Origin of the sequence: Bradyrhizobium symbiodeficiens (genome assembly GCF_002266465.3) — a bacterium.
Taxonomy (GTDB): domain Bacteria; phylum Pseudomonadota; class Alphaproteobacteria; order Rhizobiales; family Xanthobacteraceae; genus Bradyrhizobium; species Bradyrhizobium symbiodeficiens.
Map to the genome: position 1 here is coordinate 1,960,357 of NZ_CP029427.2, position 18,340 is coordinate 1,978,696.

Annotated in this window: 17 protein-coding genes; 5 read left to right on the forward strand and 12 right to left on the reverse strand. The window is 66.1% G+C overall.

What is annotated here, in order from left to right; translation table 11 throughout:
- Window positions 1–124 precede the first annotated feature (124 nt).
- The gene (locus CIT39_RS08950; protein WP_094975667.1) at window positions 125–1,867 is read left to right on the forward strand and encodes a methyl-accepting chemotaxis protein; all 1,743 of its coding nucleotides are present in this window, start codon (window positions 125–127) and stop codon (window positions 1,865–1,867) included.
- A 428-nt stretch (window positions 1,868–2,295) separates the two neighbouring features.
- Window positions 2,296–3,984 (forward strand): methyl-accepting chemotaxis protein, encoded by a 1,689-nt coding sequence (locus tag CIT39_RS08955; RefSeq protein WP_162308423.1) that lies wholly within the window; start codon window positions 2,296–2,298, stop codon window positions 3,982–3,984.
- A gap of 3 nt (window positions 3,985–3,987) precedes the next feature.
- On the opposite strand, the gene CIT39_RS08960 is transcribed toward CIT39_RS08955, so the two are convergent.
- From CIT39_RS08960 to ygfZ, 6 genes are all read right to left on the reverse strand, one after another.
- Window positions 3,988–6,687, reverse strand: coding sequence for a DUF2339 domain-containing protein (locus CIT39_RS08960; protein ID WP_094975665.1), 2,700 nt, complete (start codon window positions 6,685–6,687; stop codon window positions 3,988–3,990).
- Between the two features lie 52 nt (window positions 6,688–6,739).
- On the reverse strand, window positions 6,740–7,708 hold the full coding sequence (locus CIT39_RS08965) for an NUDIX hydrolase (protein ID WP_094975664.1): 969 nt from the start codon (window positions 7,706–7,708) through the stop codon (window positions 6,740–6,742).
- A gap of 229 nt (window positions 7,709–7,937) precedes the next feature.
- On the reverse strand, window positions 7,938–8,444 hold the full coding sequence (locus tag CIT39_RS08970) for a tyrosine phosphatase family protein (protein ID WP_094975662.1): 507 nt from the start codon (window positions 8,442–8,444) through the stop codon (window positions 7,938–7,940).
- 163 nt (window positions 8,445–8,607) lie between these two features.
- Entirely contained in the window at window positions 8,608–9,222 is a 615-nt protein-coding gene (locus tag CIT39_RS08975; RefSeq protein WP_094975661.1) for a YfbR-like 5'-deoxynucleotidase, read from the reverse strand.
- A complete protein-coding gene (locus tag CIT39_RS08980; RefSeq protein ID WP_094975660.1) occupies window positions 9,219–9,845 on the reverse strand; it encodes a DNA-3-methyladenine glycosylase I in 627 nt (208 codons plus the stop codon). The genes CIT39_RS08975 and CIT39_RS08980 overlap by 4 nt, the downstream gene beginning before the upstream one ends.
- Window positions 9,842–10,723 (reverse strand): CAF17-like 4Fe-4S cluster assembly/insertion protein YgfZ, encoded by an 882-nt coding sequence (ygfZ, locus tag CIT39_RS08985; RefSeq protein ID WP_094975659.1) that lies wholly within the window; start codon window positions 10,721–10,723, stop codon window positions 9,842–9,844. The genes CIT39_RS08980 and ygfZ overlap by 4 nt, the downstream gene beginning before the upstream one ends.
- Before the next feature lie 101 nt (window positions 10,724–10,824).
- On the opposite strand from ygfZ, the gene CIT39_RS08990 reads away from it, so the two are divergent.
- Together CIT39_RS08990 and CIT39_RS08995 are read left to right on the forward strand one after the other, a co-directional pair.
- The gene (locus CIT39_RS08990) at window positions 10,825–12,159 is read left to right on the forward strand and encodes a dihydroorotase (protein ID WP_094975658.1); all 1,335 of its coding nucleotides are present in this window, start codon (window positions 10,825–10,827) and stop codon (window positions 12,157–12,159) included.
- Between the two features lie 84 nt (window positions 12,160–12,243).
- Window positions 12,244–13,110 (forward strand): sulfurtransferase, encoded by an 867-nt coding sequence (locus CIT39_RS08995; RefSeq protein WP_094975657.1) that lies wholly within the window; start codon window positions 12,244–12,246, stop codon window positions 13,108–13,110.
- Between the two features lie 170 nt (window positions 13,111–13,280).
- Here the strand turns inward: CIT39_RS08995 and CIT39_RS09000 are convergent, their stop codons facing one another.
- From CIT39_RS09000 to CIT39_RS09015, 4 genes are all read right to left on the reverse strand, one after another.
- Entirely contained in the window at window positions 13,281–13,547 is a 267-nt protein-coding gene (locus CIT39_RS09000) for a hypothetical protein (RefSeq protein WP_094975656.1), read from the reverse strand.
- 286 nt (window positions 13,548–13,833) lie between these two features.
- Window positions 13,834–14,211, reverse strand: coding sequence for a TIGR02301 family protein (locus CIT39_RS09005; RefSeq protein WP_094892124.1), 378 nt, complete (start codon window positions 14,209–14,211; stop codon window positions 13,834–13,836).
- A 46-nt stretch (window positions 14,212–14,257) separates the two neighbouring features.
- On the reverse strand, window positions 14,258–14,692 hold the full coding sequence (locus tag CIT39_RS09010; RefSeq protein ID WP_094975655.1) for an NUDIX hydrolase: 435 nt from the start codon (window positions 14,690–14,692) through the stop codon (window positions 14,258–14,260).
- Window positions 14,693–14,710: 18 nt separating this feature from the next.
- The gene (locus CIT39_RS09015) at window positions 14,711–15,211 is read right to left on the reverse strand and encodes a hypothetical protein (RefSeq protein WP_094975654.1); all 501 of its coding nucleotides are present in this window, start codon (window positions 15,209–15,211) and stop codon (window positions 14,711–14,713) included.
- Between the two features lie 62 nt (window positions 15,212–15,273).
- Between CIT39_RS09015 and CIT39_RS09020 the strand changes: the two genes are divergently transcribed.
- Entirely contained in the window at window positions 15,274–16,038 is a 765-nt protein-coding gene (locus CIT39_RS09020) for an SOS response-associated peptidase (RefSeq protein ID WP_094975653.1), read from the forward strand.
- 114 nt (window positions 16,039–16,152) lie between these two features.
- Here CIT39_RS09020 and CIT39_RS09025 read toward each other — a convergent pair whose 3' ends face one another.
- Both CIT39_RS09025 and CIT39_RS09030 read right to left on the reverse strand, forming a co-directional pair.
- Window positions 16,153–17,346: a CaiB/BaiF CoA transferase family protein gene (locus CIT39_RS09025; RefSeq protein WP_094975652.1), complete on the reverse strand. Its 1,194-nt coding sequence runs from the start codon at window positions 17,344–17,346 to the stop codon at window positions 16,153–16,155.
- A gap of 36 nt (window positions 17,347–17,382) precedes the next feature.
- The gene (locus CIT39_RS09030; RefSeq protein ID WP_094975651.1) at window positions 17,383–18,312 is read right to left on the reverse strand and encodes a glycine reductase; all 930 of its coding nucleotides are present in this window, start codon (window positions 18,310–18,312) and stop codon (window positions 17,383–17,385) included.
- Window positions 18,313–18,340 lie beyond the last annotated feature (28 nt).

The window sequence follows — 18,340 nt, forward strand, 5'->3', positions numbered from 1 at the left end:
TTCCAGTATTTCTACGGAGGTCGACGAGGCTTTGCTTAACGTTAATGAGGAACCTCGTTGGTAGCCTCCTCGGGTTGTTCACGCGCTTCGGCGCGGCAAATGCATACCGCTGAGGAATACTTTGATGATGTTCATTCAGAACCTGCGAATTGGCACCAAGCTCGCCGTCACTTCGGCGCTGACCATCGGGCTCGTCGCGCTCATGATCTTTCTGCAGCTGAGCGGAGATGCCGATGTCCAGAAGCTCGGCAATGCCGCGTCAGGACAGCAGGCGATCGCGCAAAACGCCGCGGAAGCGAAGGCGTCGGTCAGGGGCATGCAGATCGGCATCCGCGACATCCTGACGTCCGCCTCGCCGGCCGAGATGCAGAAGGCGGTCTCCTACTTCAACGACCGGCAGACCGCCGCCAGCAAATTTTCGGGCGAAATGGCGAAGCTTTCGCGCTCGCCGGAAAACCGCAAGCGGATCGATCGCCTGACCGTGTTGATCGGCGAATTCGGCAAGGGCCAGCAGCATGTCGAGGCCATCCGCAGGCAGGAGCTCGCGCTGGAGGGGAAGAAGGACAGCGAAGCGGGGGCGCAGCTCGCCAAGCTCGTGGCCGACGTCGATCACTTTCGCAAGGGAACGCTCGCGCCGATCAACGCAGAGATTTCCGAGTTGACCAACCAGATCACCGATTTCGCCAAGCAGAGGAGCTTCGAGACGCGCGCAGCCGCGGAAGCCGAGGCCACCTCAGTTGCACGGACATCACTCGTCACCGGCGTTCTGGCCGCGCTCGTCTTGATCGGTGCGTGCATCTTCTCCGTCTTCAGCATCGCCCGGCCCATGCGCGCGCTGACGGCGGCGATGGAGAAGCTCGCCGGCGGAGATTTCTCCGTGGCGCTGCCGGGCCTTGGCCGCAAGGACGAGGTCGGCGAGGTCGCTGGTGCCGTCGAAAAATTCAAGGTGGTGTCGGAGCAGAAGGCGCGCGAGGAAGTGGAAGCCAAGGTGCGGCAGGATCAGGTCGCGGCCGAGCAGCGCAAGGCAGAGATGCGCAAGCTCGCGGATACTTTCGAGTCGGCGGTCGGCGAGATCGTCGGCACGGTGTCCTCGGCCTCGACCGAGCTCGAGGCATCCGCCACCACGCTGACCTCGACCGCAGAGCGCACGCAGGAACTCACCACCATGGTTGCTGCCGCCTCCGAGGAGGCGTCCACCAATGTGCAGTCGGTCGCGTCGGCGACCGAGGAGCTGTCGTCGTCGATCACGGAGATCAGCCGCCAGGTGCAGGAATCCGCCCGCGTCGCCGGCGAGGCCGTGAGCCAGGCCCGCACCACGACCGACCGTGTCGGCGAGCTTTCCGCCGCCGCGGCGCGGATCGGCGACGTGGTCGAACTGATCAACACCATCGCCGGCCAGACCAACCTGCTGGCGCTCAATGCAACCATCGAGGCTGCGCGCGCCGGTGAAGCCGGCCGCGGCTTTGCCGTCGTCGCCTCCGAGGTCAAGGCGCTCGCCGAGCAGACTGCGAAGGCGACCGGCGAGATCGGCCAGCAGATCGCCAGCATCCAGACCGCCACCGAGCATTCGGTCGGTGCGATCAGGGACATCAGCCACACCATCGAGAAGCTGTCGGAGATCTCCGCGACGATCGCGGCTGCCGTCGAAGAGCAGGGCGCGGCGACGCAGGAGATCTCCCGCAACGTGCAGCAGGCGGCGGAAGGCACCCATCAGGTGTCCTCCAACATCACCGACGTACAGCGTGGCGCGAGCGAAACCGGCTCCGCGTCCTCGCAGGTGCTGTCCGCCGCGCAGATGCTGTCCGGCGACAGCAACCGCCTCAAGATCGAGGTCGGCAGATTTCTCGACACCGTGCGCGCCGCCTGACGGTGGCGGCGTCCTTCGGCAAACCTTGACCTGCAACAGTCGCGCGCGAAAGCGCGGCGGTTGCGCGCGTTCGCATCTCGACGCCGCGCCCCGTCCATGCAGGGTTAACCTTCCGAAAGAGCGACGCAGTCATGGTGCCCGCAATATTCCGGGTGCTGAGTCGCCCTTCGCGCATTGGGTCTCTATCGTTGGAGCACTTTCATGAGCGGCATTTCCATTCGGCAGATGGTTGCGGAACATATAACGGGAGCCATGCCGAATTCCGTAATTCAACGTAGCTTCCTGTTAACGCCTGTTTGCAATTATGGGCGCAATCTTACGAGATAAAAACCAGCCAGCATTGTTGGAATGACCCTCCCCCTGTCGTCAGTTGTGACGATTGCGGTGCAGGTGACCTTTGCGTTGTATGCTTCATCAGGATTTGCGTGATGTCGAAATTGTCGATCGTCTTCAAGCTGCTGACCGTGCTGTCGGTCCTCGTGCTCTCGCTCGCCGGTGTCGGCGTGACGGCGATCGGCACCATGCAGAACATCAACGCACACACGGTCGAGATTGCGGAGAGCTGGCTGCCGAGCGTGCGTGCGCTCGGCTCGATGCGAGCCGACATCAACGAGCTCCGCGTGGTCCTGCGTCTGCACCTGATGCAGGAGAGCATTGAGGGCAAGGAAGCCGCCGAGAAGCGCATGGTGCCCCTACGCGAGCGCATCGAGAAGACGCGCAAGGTCTATGAAGGCCTGATCACGTTGCCTGAGGAGCGCTCGATCTACGAGCGGTGGACCAAGGCTTGGGCCGAATACCTGAATGGCGTTCAGGAGACGATGGCACTGTCGCGTAAGAGCCCCGGCCGCTTCCCGACCGATGCCAACGAGATGTTGCAGACCAAGGTCGCGAAGATGGCCCAGGCCGCGGATCCCCTGCTTCTAAAGAGCATCGAGCTCAACAACCATGGCGCCGAGACGGAGACTAAGCAGGCCGCCGACAGCTATGCCACGATCTTCCGCGTGCTGGTTGGTATCATCGTGGCCTCGGTCGTGATCGCGATCGGCGCCGCCTATTATCTCGTGCATGACGTCTCTCGTGGCATTGCCTCGATCATCCGTCCGATGCAGTCGCTGGGCGAGGGCGACCTTTCGGCCGAGGTGCCGCATCGCGGCGAGAAGACCGAGATCGGCTCGATGGCGGATGCGCTGCAGATCTTCAAGGAGGCGCTGGTCGCCAAGAAGGCCGCCGACGAGGCGGCCGCGCGCGACGCCGAAGCCAAGATCGAACGCGGCCGCCGCGTCGATGCCATCACGCGCAATTTCGAGGTCATGATCGGAGAGGTCGTCGAGACCGTGTCGTCGGCCTCGACCGAGCTCGAAGCCTCCGCCGTCACGCTGAGCGGCACGGCGCAGCGCGGCCAGGAACTCGCAACCGTCGTTGCGGCCGCCTCAGAGGAAGCCTCCACCAACGTCCAGGCGGTCGCGTCCGCCTCGGAAGAGCTGTCGTCCTCGATCACCGAGATCAGCCGCCGCGTGCAGGATTCGGCGCGGATGGCTGCGGAAGCCGTCGAGCAGGCGACGCGGACCAACGACCGCGTCAACGCGCTGTCGCAGGCGGCCTCCCGCATCGGCGACGTCGTCGAGCTCATCAACACCATCGCCGGCCAGACCAATCTGCTGGCGCTGAATGCGACCATCGAGGCGGCCCGCGCCGGCGAGGCCGGCCGTGGCTTTGCCGTCGTCGCCTCCGAGGTCAAGGCGTTGGCCGAGCAGACCGCGAAGGCGACCGGCGAGATCGGCGCGCAAGTCTCGGGAATTCAGGCTGCGACACAGGAATCCGTCAGCGCCATCCAGGAGATCGGCGGAACCATCGAGCGCCTGTCCGAGGTGTCCGCGGCGATTGCCGCCGCCGTCGAGGAGCAGGGCGCCGCGACGCAGGAGATTTCGCGCAACGTCCAGCAGGCCTCGGTCGGCACGCAGGAAGTGTCGTCCAACATCACCAACGTGCAGCGCGGTGCGATCGAGACCGGCGAGGCCTCGGGCGAGGTGCTCTCGGCGGCGAAATCGCTGGCGACCGACAGCACCCGTCTGAAGGTCGAGGTCGCGCAATTCCTGGAATCGGTCCGCGCGGCCTGATCTCTACGCGCCCGTCTGCGGAGCCGGCGGCGGTGCGACCTGCCGCCGGAACAGGATGCGCTGGTACAGCCAGCCGATCGCGACCAGCACGATGCCGAGGCACATGAACGACAGCGCGCGGTAGACGCCGGTCAGCGTCGACATGTCGATGACGAAGGCCTTGAGGATCGTCAGCGCGATGACGGCGGCCGAGGCCAGCCGCGCGCGCTCGGAGTTGACGAGAATGCCGACGCCCAGCAACATCACGCCGAAGGCAAGCCAGCCGATCGAATAGGTGTATTGCTCGGCGCCCGTCGTCGGGCCGGTCGAGAGGATCGGGCCGTGATAGAAGCGGCGGATCTCCAGCGTGACATAGGCGAGGGCGAACAGCAACGCGCCGCCCGCAATCGTGTTGGCGTAGACCTTGCCGCGTTGGCCGACCACCGCATAGGACAGCAGCAGCATCAGCACCGCCGGCAGCGCATAGCCGAGCAGCAGCAGGTTGAACACCGCGCCGCCGACGTCGGTGCGCCAGATCAGCGGGTTTTCCAGGATCAGGAGGCCGAACACGCTGACGAGCCCGCCGATCGCCGTCAGCACGACCGCGCCGACGTTGTGCACGATGCTGCGGCTGCGCAGCCGCAGGCGCTCCAGCCCGATCGCCATCGCGAGCGAGACGCAGACCTGCAGCGCGAATTCGAGCAAGGAGGGGGCCGCGGTCATGCGGCCGCCGGTCGCAAAGTGCCGGATCTCCATGAAGGCGAGCAGCGCGGTGAACAGGATCGCGGCGGTCTCGACCATGCGGAGCGGCGCATCGTCGGCGCGGCGGCGCAGGAAGACGCTCGCGCCCCAGAACGAGGCCGCCGGCAGGCCGTAGCCCCACAGCAGCCAATTGAAGATCGGCGTGGTTCCGACGGCATCGCCGACGATGCGCGGATCGTGGACGATGCGTGCGGTGACGATCGCGGCGAAGATCGCCGCGAGCCGGCGCAGCACCGGGATCGGCCGCTGCAGCGAGATCCAGGCGGTGCCGCACGACATTAGCGCCAAGGCAATCGTAAGCCAGCCCTTCTCCAGCGCGAAGGTCAGCGCCAGCGCCAGCGCGCCAAGCGTGCCGGTCGCGAACAGGGCCGTGGAGACCGCGACGCCCGGTCGATCTTCGCGGCGCGAAAGCGCTTCGGTCGCGGCGCCGAAGGCGGCTGCAAGCAGTACCGCCAGGATCGCGAACGGGATCGAGCGGTCGAGATGGGCGATACGGGCGTAGAGCGCGACGAGGATAGCGATCGGCGTCGCGACAGCCGCCGCCGACCACACCACGGGAATGATTGCCGAATTCGAGCGTCCCTGCGCGAGGAAGCCGGCAACGCCGAAGCCGATGGTGAAGATCGCGGCCATCACCAGATGCAGCGTCACCGAGCTGTCGATCGCGGTCGGGCCGATACCGGACATCGCGCCGCCGGGCAGCACCAGCATATCGGGATTGGCGCGCACCGCCCATTCGGCGAACACGATGAAGACGGTCGCCGCGGCCGCGCCGAGCGCGCCGGTGGCCGCTGGCGCACGCCAGGCGACGAGCAACGTCGTGCCGACGAGAAGCGCGAACGCGATCAGCGCCAGATCCGCATGTGCGCTCGACAGCACGATCAGCATGGCGCCGAACAGGTACGCGCCGAGCGAGCTCGATGAGACCGGCTCGATCTCGCCGTCTTCGATCTCGGGGCCAAACATGAAGCCGCAGACGACGAGCAGTGCGGCGAGCACGAAGCCTGCGATGGCATGGAAGGCGTGCGGCGCGACCTCCACCTGCTCGGTGTCGAGACCCGGGAAGATCCACAACACGGCGAAAGCGATGGTGGTCACCGCGAGCCAGCGCCACAGCCGGATGCGGGCGAGGCCGAAGCTCGCGGCGGTGACGACGGCAAGATAGATGTAGAGCGCCCAATAGTCCGGCTTGCCGCTGGAGACGAGCAGCGGCGTCACGAAGGCGCCGACCACGCCGAGGCCGGCGAGCGCGGGTCCGTGCAGCAGTGCGGCGGCGAGCGTGCACATGGCCACGATGCCGAGCAGCACGAAGGCGGTCGCGGGCACGAGGAAGCCGTAGAGCGCGTAAGCCGCATAGATGGTCGCGAACGCCACGGCGGTACCGGCGGCGGTGAGGATCGCCGGGATGTTGGCGATCGGGAGCGCATGGATGTTGGAAATGCTTTCCTTGCGACGCGACCACTCGCCGGCCCCGAGCAGCGCAGCTGCGAACAGGCCGCCCAGGAACACACGCACGCCGGGGCCGAGCAGGCCGGCCTCGATCGAATAGCGCACCATGAAGAAGCCGCCGAGCGCCAGCGCAAGGCCGCCGATCCACACCACCCAGCGGGTGCCGAGCCGCTCCTCGAAGCCGGGCGCAGCAGCCGGCACCGGAGGTGGTGCGGCAGCCGCGGGGCTCGCTTCGAGCGGCGGCGGTGAAAGCTCTTCGGTGACGAGCGGGGGCAGTTGCTCGACTTCCGGGGCAAGCGGCGGCGGCTCGGCGGCAGCCTCCGCCGATACGGGCGCCTCCTCCCAGAAAGGCGTGAGCGGCGGAGGCTGGACCGGCCGTTGGGCGGAAAACCGCTCTTCGAGCGCGTTGAATCGCCGGCGCAGCTCGGCCGCCTGGCTGGAGGCCTTGATGGCGATCAGGATGGCGACGATCGCGATGATCAGCGCAAAGACGTCAAACGGGCCGTCGAACATGAAGCCTCCAGGTAACCGGCGCGCAGGGGCCGGTCCCGCGTATCCTTGAAGTTTAGCGCCGGGAGCGCACGCGCAATCCCGGCGCGGGCCGCTCCTGGAGCACGTCGCGGCGGAAGCGGTAGAGCGCCGCCGGCCGTCCGCCCGTCTGTGTCGACATCACCCCGGTCGGTTCGACCAGGGCTTCCATTTCGACCAGGCGGCGGAAATTCTGCTTGTGCAGGTGTCGGCCGGAGATCGCCTCGACCGTATGCTGCAGTTCGGTAAGTGTGAATTCGGGCGGCAAAAGTTCAAACACGACGGGACGATACTTCAGTTTTGCCCGCAGCCGCGCGATCGCGGTAGCGAGAATCCTGCGGTGATCGAACTGCATCGAGGTCCCGAGCGGGGGCAGCGTCTTGCGCGCCAATGCCGCAGGGCGGCCATCGCGCCGCGCTTCCTCGACGAGCCCCGCCTCGTACAGGAGCTCGTAGCGGTCGAGCACGCGCTCTTCGTCCCAGGCCGCCCCGTCGAGGCCGAAATAGAATCGCACGCGATCCTTGCGCGGCAGCGCGCGCGTCGTCTCCGGCGTCTCCTCCGCGGCCCATTCGGTCAGCGCCGGAATGATGTCGCGGGCGATGATCGCAGGCAGCTCCTCGCGCCGGTCTTCCCAGGGGAAGAAGCGATACCATGGCGCGAAGCTCGCCGCATTCGCCGCAAGCTCGCCGTCCACCGCGCGCGTCAATGCGAGATAGCCGATCGACACCATATGGGCTCCGGTGTCGCCGGCCTCGGCATGGCGGCCGCGATCGCCGAACGTGTAGAGCTGTTCGACATAGCCGAGCCGCAAGCCGGTCTGTTCCTCGACCCAGGCGCGCAGGCCGATGTCGAAGGTGCGGTGCGCGAGCGCATCGAACGGGCCGAACGGCAGGCCGGCAAGCCCGTCACTGCCGCGCGCGGTGAGGATCAACGGCTCATGCCCCTCGATCGCGACGATCGCCGCGGTCAGGCCGATCTCGATCGGCGTCAGCAGCGCCTCGCTCATGCGATGTGACACGCAGCTGTTGAGAGAAAGATATTCTGGTTGATTGGGGCGGCCTCGCCGCGGGCTCGCTGTAACCTCTCCCGCCTGCGGGAGAGGTCGGCGCGTAGCGCCGGGTGAGGGCTTTCTCCTCTAGGGGGGGAGCCCGTTGTAGAGACGCCCTCTCCCCAACCCTCTCCCGCAAGCGGGAGAGGGGGCGCAGTCCCGTCGCGGCTGCTATTCGACTCTCGCCTCATTCGAGCTCGATCACGAAGGGACGGCCCTCGACCATCATCGCGCCCGGGCCGATCTCGTCGAGCGCGCGCAGCATGCGGCCGTTGCGTCCCAGGGCACGGTCGGCCAGGCTGACAATGCGCCGGTTCGGCGAGGCGATCGGCGAGGCCGTGCGGATCTTCTGCGCGATCTCGAGTTCGTCGCGGTTTGGATTGAGCGCGCAGGCCGCCGCGAACGCGCTCGCGGTGGAGCGGCTGATGCCGGCATAGCAATGCACCACCAGCGGCGCGCCGCGGTCCCAGCCGCGCACGAAGTTCAGCACCTGATCGATATGGATCTCGGACGGTGCGACGAAACCGTCCATCTCCTCGGTGATATCGTCCATCGACACCTTGAGATGGTTGGCGGGCAGTACGGATACCGGCCGTGCCACCTGTTCGACATTGGCCATCACCGTCAGCACGTGGCTGGCCCCGGTGAGGCGGACGGTTTCGGGAAGCGCAGCGAGGGAACAGACGTGGATCATGGGGGACCTTTTTGTCGGCGATTATAACCGGTGCCGTAGGGTGGGCAAAGCGACATGTCCGCCGTAGCTCGAAGAGCGAAGGCGGAAGCGTGCCCACCACCTTTGTCGCAAACGCGAAAGGACGTGGACACGGCGCAGGGCGCCTTTGCCCACCCTGCGGCGCCTACGCGAACACCGCGCCGAACCGCTCCAGAAATTGCTTCTCGGCCCGCGCCGCCGTCCAGGGCGTGAGGTAGTCGCGCCGGACGCTGTCGGAGAGGCCGGGATCCTTGCCGAACAGGCGCCGCGCCTCGCTTTCGCTGAAGCCGGCAAGCTCGGTCGCCTCGAGGTAAGCTGCGCCGCGATCGGCGGCCTTGATCGCCAGCATGACCTCCTCGGGCAGCACCGGCGGCAGGCCGAAGCGGATATGGATGGCGCCGAGCAGGCGCATCTCCACCGCCTTGTAATGGCCGTCGAGCACGGCCTTGAACGGCGAGATCATGTCGCCGATGACGTATTCTGGCGCATCGTGCAGCAGCGCTGCGAGCCGCAGGCGCTGGTCGGCGCGCGGCATCTCGTGCCGCAGCACGGTCTCCACCAGCAGCGTGTGCTGTGCGACCGAGAAGATGTGCGCGCCGGTCGTCTGCCCGTTCCAGCGTGCGACGCGCGCCAGCCCATGCGCGATGTCGGCGATCTCGACGTCGAGCGGGGAGGGATCGAGCAGATCGAGCCGCCGTCCCGACAGCATGCGCTGCCAGGCGCGCGACGCCACGTCGCGTGCAGTCTTCTTCGCGGTCATTTGACCTTGAGGCGCGGCTTGCGCTGCGTCTTGCTGCAGCTGGCGTGACAGTGGCAGTCGACGAGGTGGTCGTTGACCATGCCGGTCGCCTGCATGAAGGCATAGACGATGGTCGGGCCGACGAATTTGAAGCCGCGTGAGGACAGCTCCTTCGAGATTTGCACCGACAGCGGCGTCGAGGCCGGGACGCTCGCGGTCGTCTTGAAATGGTTGACGAGCGGCCGCCCGTCCATGAAGTCCCACAGCAGTTTCGAGAAGCCCGGGCCTTTCTCCATGATATCGAGATAGGACTTCGCGCTCGCGATCGTGCCGTCGATCTTGGCGCGGTTGCGCACGATGCCGGCGTCGTTCATCAGCGCGTGAACCTTCTTGGCATTGTAGCGCGCGATCTTCTCCGGCTGGAAATCGTCGAAGGCCTTGCGGAAATTGTCGCGCTTGCGCAGGATCGTGATCCAGGACAGGCCGGCCTGGAAGCCGTCGAGGATCAGCTTCTCGTACAGCGCGCGGTCGTCATACTCCGGCACGCCCCATTCGGTGTCGTGATAGGCGACGTAGAACGGGTCATCGCCCGGCCAGGGGCAGCGGGTCTTTCCGTCGGGATGCAGACGAGGGGCTCGGCTCATGCGATGGGCTGCTTCGCGGGAATACGGACGACGTCGGGTTCTGCCAGCTTCAACGCGAGACCGCCGGCGGTGAGCGGCTGGCCGGCATCGAGCGCCTCTGCGACACGGTCGATGCGCACCAGGGCAATGCCCTTGCCGCCGGACGTCGAGCCGATGGTGCCGACCGGCTTGTCGCCGGCGAGAATGGTCGCGCCGGCTTCGGGCGAGGCACCGTCGAGCAGCACCTTCACGCTGCGGGTGCGTGCGGTGCCCCGATGCTGCATGCGCGAGACGACCTCCTGGCCGACATAGCAACCCTTGTCGAAGTCGACGCCGGCAAGCCGGTCCATGTTGGTCTCGTGCGGAAACGCATCGCTGTACATGAAATCGAGCCCGCCGCGCGGCACGCCGAGCGCGATGCGGTGCGCTTCGTAGTCGGTCGCATCGACCAGCTCGGCCCCGATGAGGTCGGATAGCTTCTTCTTGAGATCTTCAGGGATCAGGATGCGAAAGCCGAGCGCATCATTGCGCGGGTCAGCGAAGGCAAGATCGGGCTGAGCCGCGGGCTGGCCGTCCCAGGCGGCGAGCACGCCGAGATCGTCGGAGAGGTTTTCCACCGTGACCTTGGCGCGCAGCTTGTAGAATTTCAGCTTGGTGGCGAGACTTTCGGCGAGCGCCTTCGGGCAGTCGATCAGGAACCCGCCGCCGTGCCCCGCGGGTGCTTCCGTGATCAGGAAATCCACGATGATCTTGCCCTGCGGCGTCAGCAGCGCGCCGAATCGCCCCAGCCCCGGTTTCAGCCGGTCGACGTCGGTCGTGACCAGGCCGTTGAGGAAGTTGCGCGCATCCTCGCCCGCGATCTTGACCACACCCCGGTCGGGAAGAAACGCTGATTTCATGCGAAAATCTCTTGCGACATGTTGCTCCGGAACGTAAGCCCGCGAGGCATAAACGACAAGACCTCGAGCCCTGCGCTTGGGGATGAAAGAGGCCTTCAGCCATGACCCAGCGCTTCGATGTGATCCTCAAGGGCGGCACCGTCGTCAACCAGGACGGCGAGAATGTTCGCGATATCGGCATCACCGGCGGCCGCATCGCCGAGCTGGGCCCGCTGTCACAGACCTCGGCCGCGGAAGTGATCGACTGCAAGGGCCTGCACATCCTGCCCGGCGTGATGGACACGCAGGTGCATTTCCGCGAGCCCGGGCTGGAGCAGAAGGAAGACCTCGAGACCGGCTCGCGCAGCGCCGTGATGGGCGGCGTCACCGCCGTGTTCGAGATGCCGAACACCTCTCCCTTGACCGTGACGGAAGCCACCTTCACCGACAAGGTGAAGCGCGCCCATCACCGCATGCACTGCGATTTCGCGTTCTTCATCGGCGGCACCCGCGAGAACGTGCAGGATCTGCCGGTGCTGGAGCGCGCGCCTGGCTGTGCCGGCGTCAAGGTGTTCATCGGCTCCTCGACCGGCGCGCTGCTGGTGGAGGACGACGAGAGCCTGCGCCGCATCTTCCAGGTGATCCGCCGCCGCGCCGCCTTCCATGCCGAGGACGAATACCGCCTCAACGACCGCAAATCGCTGCGCGTCGAGGGCGACCCGCGCTCGCATCCGGTGTGGCGCGACGAGACCGCGGCGCTGATGGCGACGCAGCGCCTCGTCAAGCTCGCGCACGAGACCGGCAAGCGCATCCACGTGCTGCACATCTCGACCAAGGAAGAGATCGAGTTCCTGCGCGACCACAAGGACGTCGCGTCCTGCGAGGCGACGCCGCATCATCTCACGCTGGTGGCGCCCGAATGCTACGAGCGGCTCGGTACGCTGGCGCAGATGAACCCGCCGGTGCGCGGTGCCGATCACCGCGCCGGCATCTGGCGCGGCATCGAGCAGGGCATCATCGACGTGCTCGGCTCGGACCACGCCCCGCATACGCTGGAGGAGAAGCAGAAGACCTATCCGGCCTCGCCCTCCGGCATGACCGGCGTGCAGACGCTGGTGCCGCTGATGCTGGATCACGTCAACGCGGGCCGGCTGTCTCTGGCGCGCTTCGTCGATCTCACCAGCGCCGGTCCCGCGCGCCTCTACAACATGGCTTGCAAGGGCCGTATCGCCGCGGGCTACGATGCCGACTTCACCATCGTCGACTTGAAGCGCAGCGAGACCATCACCAACAAATGGGTGGCATCGAAAGCCGGTTGGACGCCCTATGACGGATTGCGCGTCACCGGTTGGCCCGTCGGCACCTTCATCCGCGGCCGCCGCGTGATGTGGCAGGGCGAACTGGTGACGCCGTCGCAAGGCGAGCCGGTGCGCTTTCTGGAGACGTTGAAGCAGTAGGCTATTGCCCTTAGGGGAGGCGTGATGTCTCCGTAATGACGAGGGGAGAGGTCTACATTTCCTCTTGAACGGGAGCGCAATCCGATGACCCAAACCCTCATCACCACTGAGCAACTTGCCGCCATGCTCGGCGATCCCAATCTCCGCCTCTACGACTGCACGACCTACAACGAGCCTGTCCCGCCGGGCAGTGACGCACCCTATCGCGCCGTCCCCGGCGATAAGACGTTCTCGGCCGGCCACATCCCTGGCGCCGATTTCCTCGACCTGCAAGGCGAGTTTTCCGACACCTCGTCGCAGCAGTTCTTCATGATGCCGGATGTCGCCCAATTGGAAGCCGCCTTCGGCCGCCACGGCCTCGATGCGAGCAAGACCATCGTGCTCTACAGCATCGGCACGATGATGTGGGCGACGCGGTTCTGGTGGATGTTGCGTTCGCTCGGCGTCGATGTCCATGTACTCGACGGCGGTTTCGACAAATGGAAGGAGGAGGGGCGGCCGGTCGCAACAGGCGCACCGAAGGGGTATCCCGCCACGACATTCAAGGCCGCGCCGCGCGCCGGCTTCTTCGTCGACAAGAACGTTGTTAAGGCGCGGATCGGCGATCCCTCGACGGTCATCGTCAACGCGCTCGGGCCGCAATTTCATCGCGGCCTCGATCCGAGCCGCTATGGCCGGCCCGGCCGCGTTCCCGGCAGCGTCAACGTACCGGCCGCAACGCTCGTCAACACCGACAAGACGCTGACCAGCCTTAAGGATGCGGAAGCAAAATTCGCCGCTCAGGGCGTCACGCCCGACAAGAACGTGATTCTCTATTGCGGCGGCGGCATCTCGGCGACGATCGACCTGTTCCTGCTGACGCAGCTTGGCTACGACAGACTGACGCTCTACGACGCCTCGATGGGTGAATGGGCGAGGGATCCGGCGCTGCCGATCGAGACGGATGAGTAGGCACGTTCCCGGGTGCTGCGGGAACATCTCCCGACCATCGCGAGATTAATGCTTGTCCGCCGAAGGCGGCTTCCGTGCGATAAACCCGGCAGACTTCGCGAAGAATTTCGCAAAGTCATTCATCCGTCGACTGGCCCCGCCCGTGTGGCGGGGTCATTTTCGCTGAAAGCTTACTGCCTCGCGAGCGTGACCGAGAATTCGCCGTTGCGGATGCGGCCGGGAAAACCCTCGACGAACTTGGCGACCGCGTCCTCGCCATAGGTGCCGACGAGCTCGGCGAAGGCCGCAAACAGGCTGGCCTGCGCCAGGCAGTCGCCGTCGACGCCCTCATGGCGCGCTTCGGCCCAGGCCTCGTTGAGATAGCTCAGTGCGGCCTGCTTCTGCTCGTGATCAGGCAGCGGCGCGCGGTCGGGGGCGTAGGAAATCGGATGGCTCATGAAACTCGATCAGGGCTGGGGCGCGATCCACGGCGATGCGCTGTGCGAGAGGTGTAGCACGCGCATTAACGACCGCTAGGCCACATCTTTAGGAACGGTTAACGGCTGTGAACAAAGTCGATGACAGGGTTCCCGTCGCGCGCTCGCGTCTAGCCGGTCGTCATTCCGGGACGCGACGAAGTCGCGAGCTACGATGCGCAATTGCGCATCTGAGAATCCATCGGGGCACCAACTCTGCGGTTTGATGGATTCCGGGTTCAGCGCGCGCCCCGGAATGACGGCGAGATCAATTTGCGTAGCGCGCCGTCAGATCCCGCGAGATCTTCGAGCCTTCCTCGATATAGCGGCGGATCGCCACGGTCGCGGCCGGGGTGCAGCTGCGATAGGTCTGCTGAAAGCCGTTATAGCCGCGGTTGAAGCCGGCGATCATACGGGTGCGGCGCTCCCCGGAGGGGGTTTCGGCATCGATCAGCGCCTGCATCTCGTTGCGCCATTTGTTGCCCTCGTTGGAGCCGCAGATGCCGCGCAGGTAGTGCAGGCCGCCGAGAATCTCCGCCAGCCGCTGCAAATCGGCGTCGAACGGCGCCGCCACGTCCTGGGCCCGCGCGGGCACGGAGGCGCAGGCGAGAATCAGGGCAAAAATGGCCAGAAATCGCGTGGACATCGGCGGGGTGTATGCCCCCTCGGGGCGGTGGACGCAAGGCGGAGCGTCAGTGTCCGATCAGCCGCGCGGCGGACTGGATGACCTCTTCCAGTCCTTCGGTCAGCTTGAGGTCGCCGAGGCCAGCCAGGGCGTCGGGGGCGACCCAGCGGTAATCGTCGAGCTCGTCGTTCAGGGACGGCTCCCTGGCCACCCAGCGGGCGGCAAAGGACATGATCACATAGTGGCCGGCGCCGGGCGCGGCCGGCAGCACCTCGCGCCAGCCGGCAAGGCCGATGATCTCGATCTCGAGCCCGGTTTCCTCGTCGACTTCGCGGCTCAGGGCCTGGTGCAGCGATTCGCCGAATTCGACCCGGCCGCCGGGCAGCGAATAGAAGCCCTTGGCGGGCGAACGGGCGCGGCGGGTCAGCAGCACCTTGCCGTCGCGGAAAATCGCGGCGCTGACGGCGATCTGCGGACGGGTGGGCTGGACGATGGCCGACATGTCTTCAGGAATCCCGGCTCAGTTCGCCATGATGGTTTCGACGTCGGCGTCGGCGCCACCATGAATGATGCCGCCGCAGGCCGCGATCAGCGGCTGGACCCAGAGGGTCGCCTGCTCGGCGAGCTTGATGCGGGTCTGATCCTTCTCGACCTCGCGCATGGCCGTGCCGACCGCGGTCAGGATCGAGTGCAGGGTCTGGGTGATGTGGTCGAACCGGGCCCGCACGTTCGGATCGGCCTTCTCATAGGCCTCGATGGCAAGGTCCCGCGCCTTGAAGTTCGATGCCGTGAAATGCTCGGCATAGGACAGCGGCGACCAGGTCAAAAAATCCTCCGCGCATTCCGGCATGTCCGGAATCATTTCCAGCAGCATCACGGCTTCATTGAAATGGTTGAGATAGTCGGTGGCCAGCCCGGTCCGCGGGTTGATATTGGCCACGCGCAGCCGTTCCGCCCAGTCGGCGGCCTCGGGGCCCGTCTGTGCATGCGTCCGCGCGGGTTGGGAGGCCGTTGAGCTCATCTGCCGCAGTGTTAACGTTCGGGGTTAAAAGGACCTGAACGGACCCTATATAGACACCCGGGATGTGTGGACGCTTCGTCATAACTTCGGCCCCCGCGGCTTTGCGGCAACTGTTCGGCTATGTCGAGCAGCCGAATTTCCCGCCCCGGTACAATGTGGCTCCGACACAACCGATTCCGGTCGTCTGGATCGAGAACGGCGCGCGCCATTTCCGTCTGATGCGCTGGGGCCTCTTGCCGGGCTGGGTCAAGGACCCCAAAGGGTTCACGCTCCTGATCAATGCCCGTTCCGAAACGGTGCTGGAGAAGCCCGCGTTCAAGCGGGCGATTCGCCGGCGGCGCGGCCTGATCCCGGCCGACGGCTATTACGAATGGAAGATGGAGGACGGCCGCAAGCAGCCCTTCTTCATCCACCGCGCCGACGGTGCGCCGCTCGGCTTCGCTGCCGTGTTCGAGACCTGGGTCGGGCCGAACGGCGAGGAGCTCGACACCGTCGCGATCGTCACGGCCGCGGCAGGCGAGGATCTCGCCGTGCTGCATGACCGTGTGCCCGTCACCATCAGCCCGCGCGATTTCGAGCGCTGGCTCGACATCAGGGGCGACGAGGTCGATGCGATCCTGCCGCTGATGACGGCACCGCGCATCGGCGAATTCGCCTGGCACCCGGTCTCCACCCGCGTCAACCGCGTCGCCAATGACGACGATCAGCTGCTGCTGCCGATCGGCGCGGAGGAGATGGCGGCGGAAGCAGAGGCGGCGAAGCCGAAGAAGATGGCGCGGAAGGTTGCGGCCGGGCCGGCCGATGACGGGCAGGGCTCGTTGTTCTAGCCGCGGTGCCGTAGGGTGGGCAAAGGCGCAACGCGCCGTGCCCACCATCCGTCCTATTACTCGATGCGCGATGGTGGGCACGCTTCGCTTTGCCCAACCCACGGCAGCGGAGTTTCAAACAATCTCTGCTGCCCTCAGCCGCGCGATCTCTGCGGCGTCAAACCCCAGCTCGTCCAGCACGGCGTCGGTATCCGCGCCGAGTTCCGGCGCCATCCGGTCCAGCCGGCCGCCGCCATGGGCGAGCTTGAAGCCGCTGCCGGCGAAGCGCAGGCGGCCGTATTGCGTATCCAGCTGCTGGATGGCTTCGCGAGCCTTGATCTGCGGATGGTCGATCACCTCTTCGACCTTCCAGATGCTGGCGCAGGGCGCGCCGGCGTCCTCCAAAATCGTCTCCCATTCGCGCGCCGGTCTGGCCGCGAGCGCTTCCTCGATGATGGCACGCAGGGCCGGTTCGTTCTCGTTGCGCGAAAACCAGTCGGCAAAGCGCGGGTCGGCGAGCGTGTCCTCGCGGCCGAGCGCGCTCATCAGCGCGCGGTACTGCTTCTCGTTGTTGACGGCGAGCAGGATGTGGCCGTCGCCGCATTTGAACAAATTCGCCGTGGTCCTGCGGCTCACGGCCTGATTGCCCGAGAGTGTTTGTCGATGGCCGGCAACCGACCAGTCCGCGATCTGCCCCGACAGAAACGCCATCGTCGCTTCCAGCATGGAGACGTCGACGAACTGGCCCTTGCCGGTGCGGTCGCGCTGATACAGCGCGCTCGACACGCCGAATGCGGCGGTGGCACCCGACAGCACGTCGCAGACCGCAAAGCCCGCGCGCGTCGGTCCCGTCTCGGGGTGCCCCGTGATCGCCATGATGCCCGACAGCGCCTGCATCTTGCCGTCATAGCCGGGGCGCAGGCGATCCGGGCCGGTCTGGCCGAAGCCCGAGACCGCGCAATAGATCAGTTTTGGATTGATTGCGGACAGCGCTTCAAAGCCGATGCCGAGCTTGTCCATCACGCCCGGGCGGAAATTCTCCATGACGACGTCGACGGTCGCTGCGAGCTTCTTCACAATCGCGATCGCCTCAGGCTTCTGCAGATCAAGCGTCAGGCTGCGCTTGTTGCCGTTGACGGCCTGAAACGCCGGCGCGAGGCCGCGATCGGCCCATTCGCGGCTGAGCGGCGTGCGGCGCATGTCCTCGCCCTCGCGCCGCTCGACCTTGACGACATCGGCCCCCAGCAGCGCGAGCTGATAGCTCGCATAGGGGCCGGCCAGCACTTGCGTGAAATCCAGGATCTTCACGCCCTCGAACGGTCGCGTCACGTCGCTCTCCCCTTTTGATTACTTTATCGGAGGACGTCAGGCGGCGCGGTTGCCGCGCGCGATCTCCTTTTGCTTGTCGAATTCGGCGCGGCGGCGTGCCAGCTCTTCCGGCGAAAGCTGCGCGACATTGTTGTAATCGAGCTTCCAGGAAGCGTCCTCGCTCCAGCGCAGCGGCGATTGCATCGTGGTCTGCGGGCCGGTCGCGCTCTCGAGCAGCTCGAGCGCCAGTTCGAGCGTCTGCGCCTGCGAGGCGACGTCGTGCGGCTTGCCGGCGGAATTGCCGAGCGGGAAGTCCGAGAACAGGAAGCGCGGCACGGCGGCGTGCTCGATGATGTCCTTGGCGCAGCCCATGATCACGGTCGGGATGCCGTTCCGCTCGAGATGCCGCGCCACCAGCGCGGTGGTCTGGTGGCAGACCGGGCAGTTCGGCACCAGCAGCGCGACGTCGACCTTGTCCGCGACGGCCCGCGCAAGAATGTCCGGCGCGTCGGTGTCCAGCGTGACGCGATGGCTGCGGTTGGTCGGCGCGCCGAAGAAGCGTGGCGCGACCTCGCCGATGCGGCCGGCGGCGGACGCCTTCAGGAGTTGCGGCAGCGGAAACCAGGTGCCGTTGTCGGTCGCCGAGGTGTGCTTGCGGTCGTAGCCGATATGCGAGATGCGCAGATCGTGCTGTTTCGAGGTGTCGCCGTCATAGACCTGGTAGAACTTCGCGCCGCCATTATACGCCGCGCCCGGCCCCTGGTCGCCCTTGCCGGGATCGTACGGCGCGGCGGTCGTGATGATGGTCACGCGCGACTTTGCCAGTGGCTTCTTCAGCGGCTGGAATGGCGCCTCGGTGTAATGCGCCCAGCGATACGCCGTGGTGTAGCCGATCGCCGCGTAGTAATCGCGGGTGCGCTGCATGTAGGGGACAGGGGAATCGTAGTCGGGCGCAAAGCCGAATTCGTCGTCGCGCGGTGTGGACATGGGCGCGTCTCCTGGTTCTTGGTTGGCG

Excerpts from the sequence above, each read along its gene's own strand:
- CIT39_RS08950 (WP_094975667.1), top strand. The coding sequence starts at position 125 with ATGATGTTCATTCAGAACCTGCGAATTGGCACCAAGCTCGCCGTCACT.
- CIT39_RS08955 (WP_162308423.1), top strand. The coding sequence starts at position 2,296 with ATGTCGAAATTGTCGATCGTCTTCAAGCTGCTGACCGTGCTGTCGGTC.
- CIT39_RS08960 (WP_094975665.1), bottom strand. The coding sequence starts at position 6,687 with ATGTTCGACGGCCCGTTTGACGTCTTTGCGCTGATCATCGCGATCGTC.
- CIT39_RS08965 (WP_094975664.1), bottom strand. The coding sequence starts at position 7,708 with ATGAGCGAGGCGCTGCTGACGCCGATCGAGATCGGCCTGACCGCGGCG.
- CIT39_RS08970 (WP_094975662.1), bottom strand. The coding sequence starts at position 8,444 with ATGATCCACGTCTGTTCCCTCGCTGCGCTTCCCGAAACCGTCCGCCTC.
- CIT39_RS08975 (WP_094975661.1), bottom strand. The coding sequence starts at position 9,222 with ATGACCGCGAAGAAGACTGCACGCGACGTGGCGTCGCGCGCCTGGCAG.
- CIT39_RS08980 (WP_094975660.1), bottom strand. The coding sequence starts at position 9,845 with ATGAGCCGAGCCCCTCGTCTGCATCCCGACGGAAAGACCCGCTGCCCC.
- ygfZ (WP_094975659.1), bottom strand. The coding sequence starts at position 10,723 with ATGAAATCAGCGTTTCTTCCCGACCGGGGTGTGGTCAAGATCGCGGGC.
- CIT39_RS08990 (WP_094975658.1), top strand. The coding sequence starts at position 10,825 with ATGACCCAGCGCTTCGATGTGATCCTCAAGGGCGGCACCGTCGTCAAC.
- CIT39_RS08995 (WP_094975657.1), top strand. The coding sequence starts at position 12,244 with ATGACCCAAACCCTCATCACCACTGAGCAACTTGCCGCCATGCTCGGC.
- CIT39_RS09000 (WP_094975656.1), bottom strand. The coding sequence starts at position 13,547 with ATGAGCCATCCGATTTCCTACGCCCCCGACCGCGCGCCGCTGCCTGAT.
- CIT39_RS09005 (WP_094892124.1), bottom strand. The coding sequence starts at position 14,211 with ATGTCCACGCGATTTCTGGCCATTTTTGCCCTGATTCTCGCCTGCGCC.
- CIT39_RS09010 (WP_094975655.1), bottom strand. The coding sequence starts at position 14,692 with ATGTCGGCCATCGTCCAGCCCACCCGTCCGCAGATCGCCGTCAGCGCC.
- CIT39_RS09015 (WP_094975654.1), bottom strand. The coding sequence starts at position 15,211 with ATGAGCTCAACGGCCTCCCAACCCGCGCGGACGCATGCACAGACGGGC.
- CIT39_RS09020 (WP_094975653.1), top strand. The coding sequence starts at position 15,274 with ATGTGTGGACGCTTCGTCATAACTTCGGCCCCCGCGGCTTTGCGGCAA.
- CIT39_RS09030 (WP_094975651.1), bottom strand. The coding sequence starts at position 18,312 with ATGTCCACACCGCGCGACGACGAATTCGGCTTTGCGCCCGACTACGAT.